Below are 15,569 nucleotides of genomic sequence, written 5' to 3' on the forward strand. Positions count from 1 at the left end.
GATTACCATCTATTCCCAAAAGCCGTTGTTTGCAAGAAGAACGGACAGAGCGGAAGTAAGGGCGGTTTCGGTGCGTAAAATGCGTTTTCCCATAGAATAAGAAATAAAGCCTTCAGCCAAAAAGGCTTCCCTTTCATTTTGAGTCCAACCCCTCTCGCTTCCGATTGCTATAGTCAGTTCTTCTCCTTTTTTCATCTTAAATGTTGAAAGAGAAGGAAAACCTCCTATGTCGAGGAGCACCTTACAGCCTTTGAACGAGGCGGTCTTTAAATCTTTTAAGGCTTCTTTTACCGAATTACAAAAAGAAAAATCAGGCAGCAGGGTCTGGCCGGCTTGCGAGATACCGTCTAAAAGATATTTTTTTATTTCTTCGGGGCTTGAAAGGTTTGATTTTAAATAGGAACGCTCCCCCAATTCCGTACCGCATAGTACAATTTCAGCAAAGCCCAAACTCGCAGCGCTCCGCAGGATACGCCTCAACTGAATGGGGCGGGGAAAGCCCAGAATTATTTTTATGGGCGGAAGAGGCAGCGGTCTCGTCTCAAGTTTATCGGGCGTATTCGGGCAAAAAGAAAAAACTATTTTTTCTTCTGAAAGGTGAGAGATAAGAGCCGCACCTATTTTTCCGTTTATGATTCCGGCCTTAAAAACATCGCCTTCTTTTAAGTGCAAAACCTTTTTTATGTGAAGATAGCGTTCATCTTTTTTATAAAAGACAAAGCCGCCGTTTATGCGTTCATCATTTTTGTAAAAAACACAATCATCATTTATGCAATCGGGATTTACACAATCGTCATCTGAAAACAAAACAATATTCATTTATTTATCCAATTCGGCTTCGGTAAGAATCGAGTAGTCATAACCCTGTTCGGCTAAAAACTTTTGACGCTTTTCGGCAAAGCCTTCTTCTATAGTTTGGCGGGTTACAATGCTGTAAAAATGGGAATCACATTCTTTAGGCCTCAAGATTCGGCCCAAACGCTGAGCCTCTTCTTGCCGGCTTCCGAAAACGCCCGAGACCTGAATAGCCACGGAAGCATCAGGCAGATCAATCGCAAAGTTTGCAACCTTAGAAACCACCAAAACATTTATCTCTCCCTTTCTAAATGAGTCATACAAAAGCTCCCGCTCGGAATTTGTATTTTTTCCCGTGATCAGAGGAGCATTTATTTCTTTTGCAATCGTTTCGAGCTGGGACAAGTACTGCCCGATTATAAGGATTTGATTTTCCTTGTGCTTGGTCAAAAGTTTTTTTACTATTTCGAGCTTTGCAGGGTTTTCGCTTGCGATGCGGTGCTTTTCGCGAGTGGTACCCACTGCGTACTCTATCTCTTTTGAAGGAGCAATGTTTACCCGGATTTCGGTACAATAAGCTTTTGCTATCCAGCCCTTTTGCTCAAGGTCCTTCCACGGCACATCGAATCTCTTAGGGCCGACAAGGCTGAACACATCGCCCTCACAGCCGTCCTCTCTCACAAGGGTCGCAGTAAGCCCGAGCCTTCTTATAACTTGAAGCTCTGCCGTAATTCTAAAAACCGGAGCCGGTAATAGGTGAACCTCATCATAGATGATAAGCCCCCATGCTCTTTCTCTAAAAATCTTAAAATGAGGGAAGGCCGCCTCGGTATTGGGCCTCCAAGTGAGCACCTGATAAGTCGCTATCGTAACAGGCCTTATTTCCTTTACCTCGCCCGTATATAAACCTATATCCTCATCTCTTATGTTTGTCTTATCCAAAAGCTCCCGCCGCCACTGATAAACGGCAGCTACATTGGGGGTTAGAATAAGGGTGCTTGTTTTAAGAAGGCTCATCGTAAGCATTCCGACTATGGTTTTTCCCGAGCCGCAGGGCAGAACAATCGTACCGAAGCCGGTTCCTGCCGATTTATCGCCAACAAAGGAAGAGGCCGCATCCCGTTGATAATCCCTGATTTCAAATTCGGTACCGCTTGAAGTTTTTTCTTTTAAGGAAATATCCAAGGGCTCGCCGTCACGGAGGGGGACTTCATCCTGCACGGGCCAGCCTTGTTTTAAAAGAGCCTGCTTTACGGTTCCCCTGTTTAAAAGGGAAATCAAAAAGGAGTTTTCCTCATCGGGGTCTTCTATTAAATATTTTAAAAGAATCTTGCTGCTTTTTAATTCCTTAAAGATAAGAGCGTTTTCAGGTTTAAGGCGTAAAAATTCTGCTTTTTCAATGGTTTCGGAAGCCGCCTCTTCTTGGGGCTCTTCAAGGGGGAGGAGCTTTATTTTACCGTAACGGCCCATCGTTTCTTTCATCCAAACCAAGATAGAGTCGGGAACCTTAAAGCGGGAAAAGCCCGTGAGGGTTTTCATAATGGAATCGGCTGAAAGCCCGACACCTGCCGCATTCCAAAGCGAGAGGGGGGTCAACCTGTAAGTATGGAGATGTTCAGGCGACTTTTCAAGCTCCGCAAAAGGAATAAGGGCAAAACGAGCCTCGTTAGCTTCCGGGTCATGAATATCCAAAAGAATGGAGCGGTCTCCTTGAATTATAAGCGGTTTAGATTCTTGCATAGCCTGACATTATACACTTTTAGAGGGGGCAGTTCAAGTTAGGGGAAAGCGAGTTTCAAGGCAACCGCATCACAAAAGTTGGAGAACAGAGAATAAGAACTCATCGTTAATCGTTTGTTATGCAATAACATGTTTTAAGATAGTTTTTTTATAAACTTTTTAATTAAAATTTGATCAGTAACGCTCTTTATCCCTAATTTTATTCATCATATATACTGCATAGTTATGAGCAACATCATTATCTATCATTGATAAATTTGTTTACCCCTATTGACAAATATTGAATAAAGATTTATTATTAAATTCTAATTCAGTATTGGTAGAATAGAAAGGAGAACGTTTTGAGCGTGCGGGCGGTATGCAGGTATTAAAAGAAGAGGTCAAGGATAGAATTCTGACGGCTGCGGAAAAAGTATTTTATGAACAAGATTACAGAAGTGCAAAGCTGACGGATATTGCAGAACAGGCTGATATTCCTGTTGCGCTTATTTATACCTACTTCAAAAACAAAGAAGGATTATTTGATGAAGTAGTCGCAGGTGTGTTAGATAACATCATTAAGATGATGGAAGATGAGGAAAAGATGGAAGCCGGAAGTCCCTATGAAAGATTTAATCGGGGCGGAGCGTCTCAACTTCCCAAACTGTTAAAGAGTAGAATAAAACTCATCGTTTTGATAGACAAGAGCTCGGGAACGAAACATGAGAATGCAAAAGATATGTGGGTCAAGCGGTTGGAACAGCATATAAAAGACGGTTTAAAAAGATATTCAAAAACCAAGCACGATCCAATGCTTGCTCATATTTTGGCAAATAATTATGTTGAGGGACTTATGGAAATTGCACGGCACTATAAAAATGACAGATGGGCAGAAGATATGCTCTTTGTTCTTAATAAGTGTTATTTTAATGGAGTTGAATCATTGTAGGCTGTAATTACAGTAATATAGAAGAGAATTTATTTTAGGAGCGTTCAACCGCTCCTTATTTTATCTATCAATATTGAATAAATATTCAATATTATTTAGTTTTGAAGATATGACAATGGTTCAACGGAATAGCGATATTTTGACCATGGGTGACATCGATGGTGTAAACAAAACGCATACACAGTGAAGGAGATTATAATGACTGAAAAGGAATTGAAAAAACAGGTAACGGGTAAAACCTTTTTGTCCAATGTGCTGCTTGCGCTTAAAATAGTGTTTGACTTACTACCGCAGGTTTTATTGGTACTGGTGATAAGCAGCTTATTTTCGGGAAAAGCGGAAAGAGAATATTTTAAAATGATTGCCGTAGGTATTTTCATCTCGTTTATGCTGAAGGCGTGTTGTAATTATCTTGCCGTAAAGACAGCTCATGACAGGGCTTTTAGTACATTGACGGAATTACGGCTTACCATAATTGAACACCTTAAAAAATTGAATTTAGGATTTTTTAAAAAGCATACTACCGGTGAGCTTACAAGCATCGTTGAACACGATGTAGAGCAGGTTGAAATATATCTGGCGCACGGTCTTCCGGAAATTATGGCGGCAACTCTTCTTCCTGTTCTGGTTTTTATTGCAATGCTTTTTATAGATTACCGGCTCGCATTAATAATGATTACAGGGGTACCGCTCATGTTCCTTGTACAACAATTATCTGCAAAGACCATGCAAAAAAGATTTCAAATATATTTTGAAAGAGAAATGCAGATGAGGGAAGACATGATGGAATATGTAAAAAACATTGCCGTGATAAAGGCATTTGCAAAAGAAGAGTGTTTTAGCAGCAGAACTTTGGATTCCGCACGCTCTTATGTGCAAGATGTAAAAAAGAGTATGGGTGCCGTTACGGGTCCGATGGTGCTTATAGATATTTTTATGGAAGCCGGAGCGGTATCGGTTATGATGTTAGGAAGTATACTGCTCTTACATAAGAATATTTCTACCGCTCAGTTTATACTGTCCGTTATCTTATCTTCGGTATTTGTGTCGGCAATAAGTAAAACCGCAACGCTCCATCATTTTTCCATCGTGTTTACTGAAAAGCTCAAAAGCATAGCGGTGATTCTCTGTGCACCTCTTGCAAAAGAAAAGATCAGCGAAAAACTGAAAACGGGAGATATAGAATGTAAGAATGTACATTTTAAGTATGAAAAAGACAGCTTTGCGTTAAAAAATATTACTGTACAATGTAAAGAAAACACTTTAAATGCGCTTGTCGGGCCGAGCGGCTGCGGTAAAAGCACGCTTGCGAATCTTATCATGGGTTTTTGGGATGTTGATTCAGGTGTGCTCACAATTTCGGGTAAAGATATTTCACGCTATGATACGGACAGCATTTCCGCTCTTATCGGAAGTGTTCAGCAGGAAATAATTCTTTTTAATATGAGCATCTTTGAAAATATCGCGATCGGCAAGGCGGATGCTTCCGAATCGGAAGTGATAGAAGCCGCTCAAAAAGCACGATGTCATGATTTTATTTCCGCCCTGCCTCACGGCTACAACACAAGGGTCGGAGAGATGGGGGTAAAACTTTCGGGAGGAGAAAAGCAAAGAATATCCATTGCCCGGATGATTCTTAAAAATGCCCCAATTCTTATTTTAGATGAAGCGATGGCGGCGGTTGACAGCGAAAACGAAAAACTCATAAACGAGGCGATCGAAGAATTAAGAAAAAACAAAACGGTTATCACGATTGCGCATCACCTGAACACTGTACAAAACGCGGACAAAATAATCGTTATGGATAAAGGCCGCATACTGGATTCCGGCACACATGAAGAATTGATTTTGCGATGCACCTTTTATAAAGAAATGGTCGAAGCCCAAAACAAAGTAGACAACTGGCGGGTGGGGTAATTTGTAATGGGTAATTAGGCCGGTATCAATTAGCAATTAAATAAGAACAGAAATGTTCGAAAGAGCGAGAATTCGACAGTTCCTAAATTTGATAATTTACTCACTGCCGAATTGAGGAGAAATTATGGCGGATAAACAAATAGGAACGGCGTATGTTTTTACGCTGGCTAAGGCGGAGCGGGGAAAATTGGCTGCGGGTATGGTACTTGCAGCGATCGGCTCGGTGTTGTCGTTGGTTCCGTACATTGCTGTGTACCGGATTTTGGAAATGATTATTGCTCGGTCGATGAGTGCGGAAGCGCTTTTACATTGGGCTGTTATGTGTGTTGCAGCAGCAGCGGTACAGGCAGTGTTGATGTCGATTGCGGGAATTTGTTCGCACACAGCGGCATTTAATACGATGCATACGGTAAAGATAAAAGTCTTGCAACATATCTCGTATCTGAATGCAGGCTTTTTTCAAAAAAATGCAGCGGGTAAAATCAAGACAACCCTGTTTGATGACATCGATAGAGTAGAAGCTTTTTTAGCGCACAGCACTTTGGAACTCACGCAGGCGGCGGTTGTTCCCCTTGCGATGTTTGTATTTATGCTGCATCTCCATTGGCTTATGGCATTGGTTATGCTTGTTCCTATGGTGCTCGGTATTGCCGTTCCGATGATGATGATAGCGGCAAGTAATTTTTCGGGATTGGCGAACGATTTTGCAAAGGATATGGAAGCCTTGAATGCATCGGCTACGGAATATATTTCTGCAATGCCGGTGATGAAGATGTACCGCGTAACAGCCGAAAAATTTCAACAGTATAAAACCGCTTTACAGACGTATACCGTTTGCTGGAAAAAGATGTGCACCGCTTCGTGTAATCCGCTTTCGGCAGCATCGGTTATCTTGGATTCGGCAATCTTATTCACTCTGCCTACAGGAGGGTTCCTTTATGTAAGAGGCTCGCTGTCCGTTTCTTCTTTTTTGATTTTTATTATTTTGACGGTGTGCTTTTATACATCGTTTTTAAATTCGGTTACGATTGCTATGCAGTCGATGGAACTCGGCGGCGGACTTGCAGCGGTTAAAAAAATTTTGGAAGAGCCTCAGATGAAAAGCGGATCAAAAACGCTTCCGCTAAACGGCCGTTATGATGTCCGGTTTGACGGTGTTTCATTTTCGTATGGAGAAGACGGACGGAACGCTTTAAATGATGTTTCGCTATGTGTAAAGGCGGGAACCGTCAACGCCTTTGTCGGAGCTTCCGGTGCAGGCAAAACCACCGCCGCCCAGCTTATCGGGCGATATTGGGATAGCTCTGCAGGCACTATTTCTATCGGCGGTATTCCCGTTACGGAACTGCAAACGGAGAACCTTATGGCGCTTACCTCGTTTGTGTTTCAAGATGTGTTTTTATTGGAAGATACGCTGATCGAAAATATTCGCATGGGAAGTGACACTTCTTTGGAGGAAGTACGCAAGGCAGCACAGGCAGCTCAAATTGACGATTTTATTATGAGTTTACCCGACGGTTATGAAACGAAAATCGGCACAGAGGGTGTAAAGGTTTCAGGCGGAGAGCGGCAGCGGATTTCTATTGCGCGTGCGTTAGTTAAAAATGCGCCTATCCTCATTTTTGATGAAGCAACTTCATATTCGGACATTCAAAATGAACATAAGATTCAAGTCGCATTGCAAAATTTGCTCAAAGGAAAAACGGTCATTATGATTGCGCACCGTCTGCACACGATAAAAAATGCGGATACTATTTTTGTCTTTGAAAAAGGCAGCATCGCTGAACAAGGTAGCCATACTGAACTGATGAATAAAAACGGTTTGTATGCACAGATGCAGCGCACGTACCTATCCGCTCTCAACCACGGTAGTATAAATGTAAAGGAGGGAAATTGATATGTTAAAACTAATTGCACATATATTAAAAGAAAAACGGAAAGCATTAGGGCTGCCGATTATTTTAATGTCGCTTGATTCTGTGGGCGGTATGCTCTTATACATTATGCTCTATTTTACGGTGGTCGGATTAGTACGTAATACATTGACCGGAGAAATTATCATTACCTATTCGCTGATTTGTTTAGGAGCGGTGGTATTCCGTTTAATTATTTACCGCACGGGTTACTATCTCTGCTTTGCTCGCGGGGCGGAAGTATGTGCGCAAATGCGGCTCGATTTGGCAAATCACTATCGCGCGTTAAGCCTCGGCTATTTTAACCGGCACAGTTCAGGTGCTCTTTTGGAAACCCTTGTAAAAGATATTACCAATTTTGAACTGATCATTACGCATACGCTTCCCGCACTGGTAAAAACCGCGATAACGGCAGCGCTGATTTTAATCGGTATGTATTGTATCGATGTTCCCTTGGCAATAGCGCAAACAATAACGCTCCTTGTGCTTGTTCCGTTTTTGCACTGGGGAAACAGCTTGGCGGAGCATTTCGGAAATGAAAAGCATCGACTCACCGCTCGTATGATTTCCATTGTGCTGGAATACATTAAAGGAATAAAAGTGTTTAAGGCGTATAATCTAACCGGAGAAAAATTTGACAGAATGCTGCAGTCGTTGGAAACGGTAAGAAAAACCAATATCAAAGCGGAAATAAAGCTTTCGCTGCCTGCTGCCGTCTATTTTATAGCAGCTCATTTTTTACTGCCGCTTGCTCTTTTATCTTCCGTATATATTCTGAAGAGCGGATCGGTCAGCCCCGAAAAACTCACCGCTTTTATGTTGATGAGCCTTGCGCTTTCGGGGGTATTAATTTCATTTGAACACGCATACGGTTTACTAAAAGGTTTAAAGCCTGCGGCGGAACATGTGCAGAAAGCGTATACGGCTCAGCCCCTACCGTGCGCACAAACTGCCGGAACTTCAAAGATACATACCGGCACAACGGTGGGAGAAACAAGGCAGGAACAAAGTCAGCCTTTTGACGTTTCTTTTGACGATGTTTCATTTTCTTATCGAGAAACGTTCCATACGTTTCAAAGCCAAAGCGGTGAAGCTAATGCCGAACGGGAAATAGACGGTGCAAAACAAACAGCGGTACTGCATTCTATTTCTTTTGAGGCAAAGCAGGGAACGGTAACTGCTCTTATCGGCCCGTCAGGTTCAGGCAAAACCACGATTGCCAATTTAATAGCCCGCTTTTGGGATCCGCAAAAAGGTACGGTTAAAATCGGCGGAAAGGATATAAAAGAAACAGAACCCGATACGCTTTTGCAGTCCGTCAGCGCGGTGTTTCAAGACAGCATTTTACTATCGGACACCATTTACAATAATATTAAAATCGGAAAGCCCGATGCTTCGGAATCGGAGGTTATCGATGCAGCACAGGCGGCTCAATGTCATGAGTTTATCAGCGAGCTGCCTGACGGATATAACACCCTGCTTGCGGAAGGCGGGGCTGCTCTTTCAGGCGGCGAAAGACAGCGCATTGCTATTGCCCGTGCTCTTTTAAAAAATGCGCCCATCGTGCTTTTAGACGAATCTACCGCCTCACTCGATGCCGACAACGAATGGAAAATCAACACCGCCTTGGATACGCTGATGCAGGGTAAAACTGTCTTTGTCATAGCTCATAGGCTGAACACTATTCGCAATGCGAATCAAATCCTCGTGTTGAAAAACGGCCGTATCGAAGAAAAAGGGACTCATACGGAACTTATGCAAAAGCGCGGCACCTACTTTGAGATGATACAAGAACAACAAAAAGCCGCCGGATGGGAAGTCGCGGGGAATTAATTCCTAATTAACAATTAGATTGAGGAGAAATGTTGAAACACCTCACAGAAATGGTGCTCGGTGTTTCAACGTCGAGTTTCGTACTTCTGCCACGGATGGCGATGATTAAAGCTCTATCGAGTTTTTGCGTAAGCAAAAATACTCGAAGATGAAAAATGTACACGGATGTATATTTTTCATCGAAACATCGCTGTATTATATGCGCTTTCTCATTGCATTACGAAAGCGTGAGAATTCGACAGTTCCTAAATTTGATAATTTACTCACTGCCGAATTGAGGAGAAATTATGGCAGATAAACAAGTAGGAGCGGCGTATGCATTTTACAAACTACAAGCATAGAATAACCGGCTTATTAAAGTATAACCTCAAAGCTTTGCCGTCAGCGGGTTCTTAGGGCAGCAGCCCTAAGCGGTTCTTTTGAAGATAGGAGGGGTTCTAGGGGAGGTACAACCAACGAAGTTTCGAGGTGAAGAAATCTTTTATCCGAAAAAGTGTCTTTCCTCCCCTAAAAAGGAAAAACTATTTATCTTTATTTGCAGCAAGCAAAGCGGCTATAATACCTATAGCTGCCCCTATCCCAGCCAGCGCAAAACCAGCCCCTATACCCGCAGCTGAATTAGCAGCATCTTTTTTAGGATTTTCAGCAAGCTGCTGTACCGTTTTCCGTATAGCTTTTGCGGTTTCAATATCTAATGATGATAATTTTCTATAATTAATAAGTAGGCTATACTCCTCAGGTGTTAGTTCTTCATTGGTACATCCTTTTCCCGTCAATAAATATTCTACAGAAGTGTTAAAATAATGTGCTATCTGGTATATTTTATCAGCACTCGGAATCGATGGCGGTTCTGCTTTCATCCGGGTAAATATTTGAGGATTTATGCCTATTCCCTTTAAATCACTTAAGTTTATACCTTTCTCTTTTGCTAATATGCTAATACGGTGATAAACTTCTAAATAATTAATTGTATCCATAAATTATATCCTGTAATACCGAATACGGAAATATGATTTGATAAAATATTCAAATTAGGTATTGACATAATTTCATTTTCGGTATATATTTACATTGTAACTTCTATAAATGGAAATGTCAATAGTCTATGAAAATATAATGTCCCATATTTTTATAGGCTGCCATTCAGCGGGACATAAAGGAGAAAATTATGAATGAAGTTTTTAATCCGGTCATTTTAGCAAGTAAATCTAATGCAGAACTGCACAAACTTGGAAAAACAGGTATATGTATTAGTGCAGGTTTTTTACTTACTAGCTGTCTTTTATATTATTTCTTTGGAGATAACAACAGCAAAAGCAATAATACGGAACAAAGATTCTAAAACTGTCACTATACAGCAGTTATAACAAAGATACCGGTTCAGCTTTGACGGATGTACCGGCATCTTTGTTACATGGTAATATAATTCTACTCCATTTTATAAAACACAAAACCGTCAGGCAGCCTTATATTCGGCATCCAAAATGGTTTTCCAGACCAACCTTGCCTAGCTTCTCCTGTAAGTCTATACATAACCAAAAATACATCATTGCTGTAATCTGAAACAGTGTTCCTATCATCTGGAGAAAGCATAGTACCTGTACCTTTAGAAATATTGCGATCCCGTCTTACTAATAACTTACCTCGTCCGTTATTATTTTCTGATTTTGAAATCATACGGATTGCATTAATAAAATTTATTGAATTCCAGTCATTGTTATCTTCACTTGATATATTACTTAAGAGTTGTTCAATAAAATGAAGCGGAACATCTATAACCGATTTCTCAGTATAAGCAGATAGAAGATTATCTAATTTTTCCAAATCGGGATTAATAGGAAATGCAGAAAAATAATTTACTCCGCCTGTTATTAAACATAGACATGATGACTTTATGACATTCTTACGCGTAGGATGTATTCCGTCAATATACATAAGCTGATTATTCTCTAAACCATGTTCTGTAAGATGTTTTATTAACACTGCTTGAGAGTTATTCAGCTCTTGAAATAATTTATGAATAAACGGAGGCATAAATAAGCGTATTAAAGCTCGGTCTCTGTCATAACCGAACATACGGCAATGCTGCCAAAAAGTATCAGCTTGCGGTACTTTTGCCGTTCTTGAATAATATACTGTTTGTAAATTGGGAAAAGTAACACCCCTTCCAAGAGTATTTCCTCCTACAACGATATTAAAACCTGTATCAAATGTTCTTTCTGCATCTGATTTTGAATTTAGCGTTATAATATCTATTTCTGTATTAAATAATAAATCTTTTATGCAGGCGTATATTTCAGGGAATTTTTTTATTTCCGGTTTCGTTGTATATAAATTTTTCCATTCATATTCAAAATTATTTTTAAGCTCGGTATCATCAGTATTTTGAAGCAAATCATTTAAAAACTCGCCTATTTTTTCAGCTATAATTTTATGTTCATGTACCCGTACACTGGGATGAATTAAAAAATTACAAACTTCTCCGGTTTCTGATAATTTAATATGAGCACATACTATAAGAAAATTTAATACAGCAGATGCCAGGCCTTCTGATATTTCAGTATCAACTTTTTTTATATCTTTTATTTCTTCATCATTTACATATCTGATACAATATGATTCGGGTTTTGAAAAGAAAAAATCTCCTCCTAAATATGCTTTTCCGGGAGGGAAATAAATTATAAATTCGGGCTTAAATTCTGAGCCTTCTGTTTGAAGAAGTACTGCTTGCGGAGTTGCTGTAACTTGTAAATAAATGCATGATACAGCTGTATTTCTAATATCAGCAATATTTCTATTAATTGTACTGACTTCATTTTTATTTATTTTTGTATTTAAACTTGCTGCATCTGCTTCATCATCAATGATGAATAAAGAGCGCCCATCAAGGAATTTACTGTTTATTATAATATTACGCCACTTTTTTAAAATCGAAGTATTTTTTTTGAGTACAATAATAACTGGTTTACGCATTTTATTCATTTTAAAACGTAGTTCATCATTTTCACCGCATATACAAAATTCAGAAAATACATCCAAGGCCCGTTTAAAAGTTTGTTCTTGAAGTCTTTTATTATCAGTAGTAAGCACAATAAAAATTTCAAAATCTCTATCGGCAGCAGCTGCAACAACTCCAAACATTTGTCCTGTTTTACCGCTTTGTACTTCTCCTAATAATAAACCGTTGACATTGCTTTGATAATTATAATCTGCTAAATGTTTTTCAAATATTTCACCAGTTACATTAAGGATTGTTTGTTTTGTTTCTTCATATTTTATTGAATTAATATAATTTTCAAGAAATTTCATTAGTGTACTCCAAAATCAAGATACCATAAATTAGGGATTGTTGTTTTTGTTAGGGTTATATTATTTCTTCCGTATTTTTTTAGTGTATTTTCCGTCACTTTCTCTCCGATATTCAATGCTTTACTATTTTCCATACGTCCTTTAAGCCATCTGCCTAAAATACACAAATCATCTGCACTCCTAAAATTTTTTGAATAGTCCCCCATAGTGCTGCATTTAAATTTATAACCGTCATCAGTTATTACATAAAAACTTTGCCCTTTTTTAGGATACCCGCTAAGTTTAGTAATTTTACTTGAAACAATAATTTCTGCTTCATACCAAGGGCGGGGCAAAATAGAACCATTAGAGAAATTTTTTCTTCCTTTCCCAAAGTAACAGTTTAAGTGACTTTTTTCTTCTGGTTTTATTTCAATTTGAAAAGATATATTTATTTTTCGGCTTTGTATATTTGCTAATTCCTCAGACGATACATTTTCCACAGATGAATAGTTCTCAAACAAGTCAGACGGAGGAATTATTTTAATTCGATTTTTATCAATTTTATCTATCGGTTGACAATTTTTTTCTTGAAGCATATCAAGAAAACTATTAATTTGAAAATTTATATTTTCATCATCAGTAACTATATCAGTATCATAAGTATGCTCTGCAGTACATATTTTTGTTAAATTACTTGATCCCAGAATAGAAGTTTCTTTTCCTTTAGAGTTTTTAAATAAGTATACTTTTCCATGATATTTTACAGCTGCTGCTAAATAAATATTTCCCAATTGTTTTTCTTGAAGGATATCGGCAAGGCTGCACAAAGCCTCATATTGCCCGTATGAAAAACCTTCAAATAGATGCATTCCTACAATTAGAGTAAGCTCTAATTTAAGACCTGATTTATATAATGCCAATAAGTCAGCTATAGCATCTTCAGAAATATATCCGCTTGCAGCTTTTAATCTGCTGGATTTTTCTAATAATGTATAAAATGTATCTTCAAATTTTTTGCATGGTGTTTTTACCGGCTGATAGTTTGAATTTAAAAGTTCGAGCATTTTTTATCTTTTCCTCTATTACGGCAATTTTCATCAAATTCAAGCTGCTCCTTAATTGTTAGGCTTTTTAAAATTTGACCTACTTCTTTTATATCAGTCCTAATGTAATTTTCTGTAAATAATGGATATAGCGTTTTTGCAAGCAGCCGGACTCCTTGAGGCGGGACAGCATTTCCAATTTGTCTTCTTACTTCGGTAACAGAACCTTCAAAAATAAAGCTGTCATCAAACGACTGTAATCTTGCCCGTTCTCTATTTGTAAGAGGGCGCGGCTCAGGATAGTGATACCCCCAAGTACCGCCTCCTCCGGCTGCTATAATCGTTTTTGCCGGCTCATTTCTATTTATCCTCCGGTATACATGACTTATCATGCCTTTTACATATAAAGGATTATCTTCCGGAACATCCGTGAAATTTCCGCCCTCTGGTATAAGATTAAGTAATTTTCTAGTCTTTTCAGCAATATTCATGTGCTCATTATTGTATTCAACATTTTCAACACCTTCCAGTGCTTGTCCTGCTGTAATATACGGTTTTTGGCCGCGGGGACCGTGAGTAGGCCCAGGATGAATAAAATTAAATTCCTGATCCAGCCGTATCCCTACAATGATTACCCGTTCACGGAACTGAGGTACTCCATATTCAGCAAAATTATATAATTGAATTTTAATCATATATCCAGGTGAGATATTGCTAAAATCTTCTACTATTTGTTTAATTGCTTTTCCTCTATTTGCTGTAAGCAGTCCTTTGACATTTTCTGCAACAAAAGCCTTAGGTTTTTTTGCAGCTATAAAACGTAAATAGTTCTTATATAAATTTCCTCTATCACCATCTAATCCCGGCTGCTTCCATATAATCGAAAAATCCTGGCAAGGGAACCCTCCTAAAATTAAATCGCATTCTGGAATGGATTTATCATGTGCAGGGTCTATTTCTTCTATATTTTTTTCTGTAATTACATTGCCGAAGTTTTTTCTAAAAGTCGCTGCTGCCCATTTATTAATGTCATTTGCCCAAACTGTTTTATATCCCTCTTTATGGAAACCGTAATCTAGACCTCCGCAGCCCGAAAAAAGAGAGATTACATTTACAGTTTTATCATTTTTAACCATTCAATTCTCCAATTCTTCTAAAAATATTTCAAATTTTAAAACCGCCTTACTTATATCCTTTATTTCACATTCCCAAATAACTAGAACATTCCAACCTTGCTCTTTCAATTCTGCATAATTTTTTTTATCACGCAAAACATTTTTCTCTAATTTTTCATCCCAATATTCATTACGGCTTTTGGGTTTATTTCCCCGCTTACAATTTTCGTGTTTATGCCAGAAACAACCGTTTATAAAAATAACCGTTTTGTATTTTTTAAGTACAATATCAGGTTTTCCCGGTAAGTTTTTAGCATAAAGTCTATACCGGTAGCCTTTTTTATGTATTGCCCTACGGAAAAGTATTTCCGGTTTAGTATTTTCAGACCGTATTCTACCCATATTCCATGAACGTTTTTCAGCTGTTAAGTGATCCATGATATCAATACGGCATTATAACATATAATGATTTTTTTTTCATCAGGCCAATAGTACTTTTCAGTAAAAATTAAACATAACTATTCAGAACCGCTATATATAGCGTTAAATATTCTATATACGCTACATATAGTGGTTGATTTTATTAAAAAAGCTGAAAATAGCCGTTTTTCGGCACAGGTGCTGAATAGTTACAATTAAACACTGATATTTTCATCTAATACCTTGCACAAACTCTGCATTACAGTTATACTGATAATACTGAATATCTATTCGGTATTGAGACTCATAATTAGGAATTGGAGAAATGTTGAAACACCTCACAGAAATGGTGCTCGGTGTTTCAACGTCGAGTTTCGTACTTCTGCCACGGATGGCGATGATTAAAGCTCTATCGAGTTTTTGCGTAAGCAAAAATACTCGAAGATGAAAAATGTACACGGATGTATATTTTTCATCGAAACATCGCTGTATTATATGCGCTTTCTCATTGCATTACGAAAGCGCGAGAATTCGACAGTTCCTAAATTTGATAATTTACTCACTGCCGAATTGA

General features: G+C 38.7%; 12 protein-coding genes. 5 read left to right on the forward strand and 7 right to left on the reverse strand.

The genetic code is table 11. The annotated features are described in order from the left end of the window. Positions 1-9: 9 nt before the first annotated feature. The gene (locus HO345_RS09645) at positions 10-819 is read right to left on the reverse strand and encodes a 16S rRNA (uracil(1498)-N(3))-methyltransferase (RefSeq protein WP_253682720.1); all 810 of its coding nucleotides are present in this window, start codon (positions 817-819) and stop codon (positions 10-12) included. Beyond that, the gene (locus HO345_RS09650; protein WP_253682721.1) at positions 820-2,535 is read right to left on the reverse strand and encodes a DNA repair helicase XPB; all 1,716 of its coding nucleotides are present in this window, start codon (positions 2,533-2,535) and stop codon (positions 820-822) included. A gap of 358 nt (positions 2,536-2,893) precedes the next feature. On the opposite strand from HO345_RS09650, the gene HO345_RS09655 reads away from it, so the two are divergent. The 4 genes from HO345_RS09655 to HO345_RS09670 all read left to right on the forward strand — a co-directional run bounded on the left by HO345_RS09655 (position 2,894) and on the right by HO345_RS09670 (position 9,126). Beyond that, positions 2,894-3,463 carry a TetR/AcrR family transcriptional regulator gene (locus HO345_RS09655; protein WP_253682722.1) on the forward strand — a complete coding sequence of 190 codons (570 nt, stop codon included), beginning with the start codon at positions 2,894-2,896 and terminating at the stop codon, positions 3,461-3,463. A 198-nt stretch (positions 3,464-3,661) separates the two neighbouring features. Next, positions 3,662-5,380 (forward strand): ABC transporter ATP-binding protein, encoded by a 1,719-nt coding sequence (locus tag HO345_RS09660; RefSeq protein ID WP_253682724.1) that lies wholly within the window; start codon positions 3,662-3,664, stop codon positions 5,378-5,380. Positions 5,381-5,504: 124 nt separating this feature from the next. Next, a complete protein-coding gene (locus HO345_RS09665) occupies positions 5,505-7,277 on the forward strand; it encodes an ABC transporter ATP-binding protein (protein ID WP_253682725.1) in 1,773 nt (590 codons plus the stop codon). Between the two features lies 1 nt (position 7,278). Next, entirely contained in the window at positions 7,279-9,126 is a 1,848-nt protein-coding gene (locus tag HO345_RS09670) for an ABC transporter ATP-binding protein (RefSeq protein WP_253682726.1), read from the forward strand. Between the two features lie 521 nt (positions 9,127-9,647). Here HO345_RS09670 and HO345_RS09675 read toward each other — a convergent pair. Further along, positions 9,648-10,103 carry a helix-turn-helix domain-containing protein gene (locus tag HO345_RS09675; RefSeq protein WP_253682727.1) on the reverse strand — a complete coding sequence of 152 codons (456 nt, stop codon included), beginning with the start codon at positions 10,101-10,103 and terminating at the stop codon, positions 9,648-9,650. A gap of 191 nt (positions 10,104-10,294) precedes the next feature. Here HO345_RS09675 and HO345_RS09680 point away from each other — a divergent pair, with 191 nt between their 5' ends. Then, on the forward strand, positions 10,295-10,468 hold the full coding sequence (locus HO345_RS09680; protein ID WP_253682729.1) for a hypothetical protein: 174 nt from the start codon (positions 10,295-10,297) through the stop codon (positions 10,466-10,468). Between the two features lie 86 nt (positions 10,469-10,554). On the opposite strand, the gene HO345_RS09685 is transcribed toward HO345_RS09680, so the two are convergent. The 4 genes from HO345_RS09685 to HO345_RS09700 are packed head-to-tail and all read right to left on the reverse strand — an operon-like array spanning position 10,555 to position 15,013. Beyond that, the gene (locus tag HO345_RS09685) at positions 10,555-12,435 is read right to left on the reverse strand and encodes a Z1 domain-containing protein (protein ID WP_253682731.1); all 1,881 of its coding nucleotides are present in this window, start codon (positions 12,433-12,435) and stop codon (positions 10,555-10,557) included. After that, entirely contained in the window at positions 12,435-13,481 is a 1,047-nt protein-coding gene (locus HO345_RS09690) for a restriction endonuclease PLD domain-containing protein (protein WP_253682733.1), read from the reverse strand. The genes HO345_RS09685 and HO345_RS09690 overlap by 1 nt, the downstream gene beginning before the upstream one ends. Then, a complete protein-coding gene (locus tag HO345_RS09695; RefSeq protein ID WP_253682735.1) occupies positions 13,466-14,596 on the reverse strand; it encodes a DNA cytosine methyltransferase in 1,131 nt (376 codons plus the stop codon). The genes HO345_RS09690 and HO345_RS09695 overlap by 16 nt, the downstream gene beginning before the upstream one ends. Then, complete coding sequence (locus HO345_RS09700) at positions 14,597-15,013, reverse strand: very short patch repair endonuclease (RefSeq protein WP_044978040.1); 417 nt, start codon at positions 15,011-15,013, stop codon at positions 14,597-14,599. Between the last annotated feature and the right edge of the window lie 556 nt (positions 15,014-15,569).

The sequence above is a fragment of the Treponema denticola genome, assembly GCF_024181645.1.
Taxonomy (GTDB): Bacteria; Spirochaetota; Spirochaetia; order Treponematales; family Treponemataceae; genus Treponema_B; species Treponema_B denticola_A.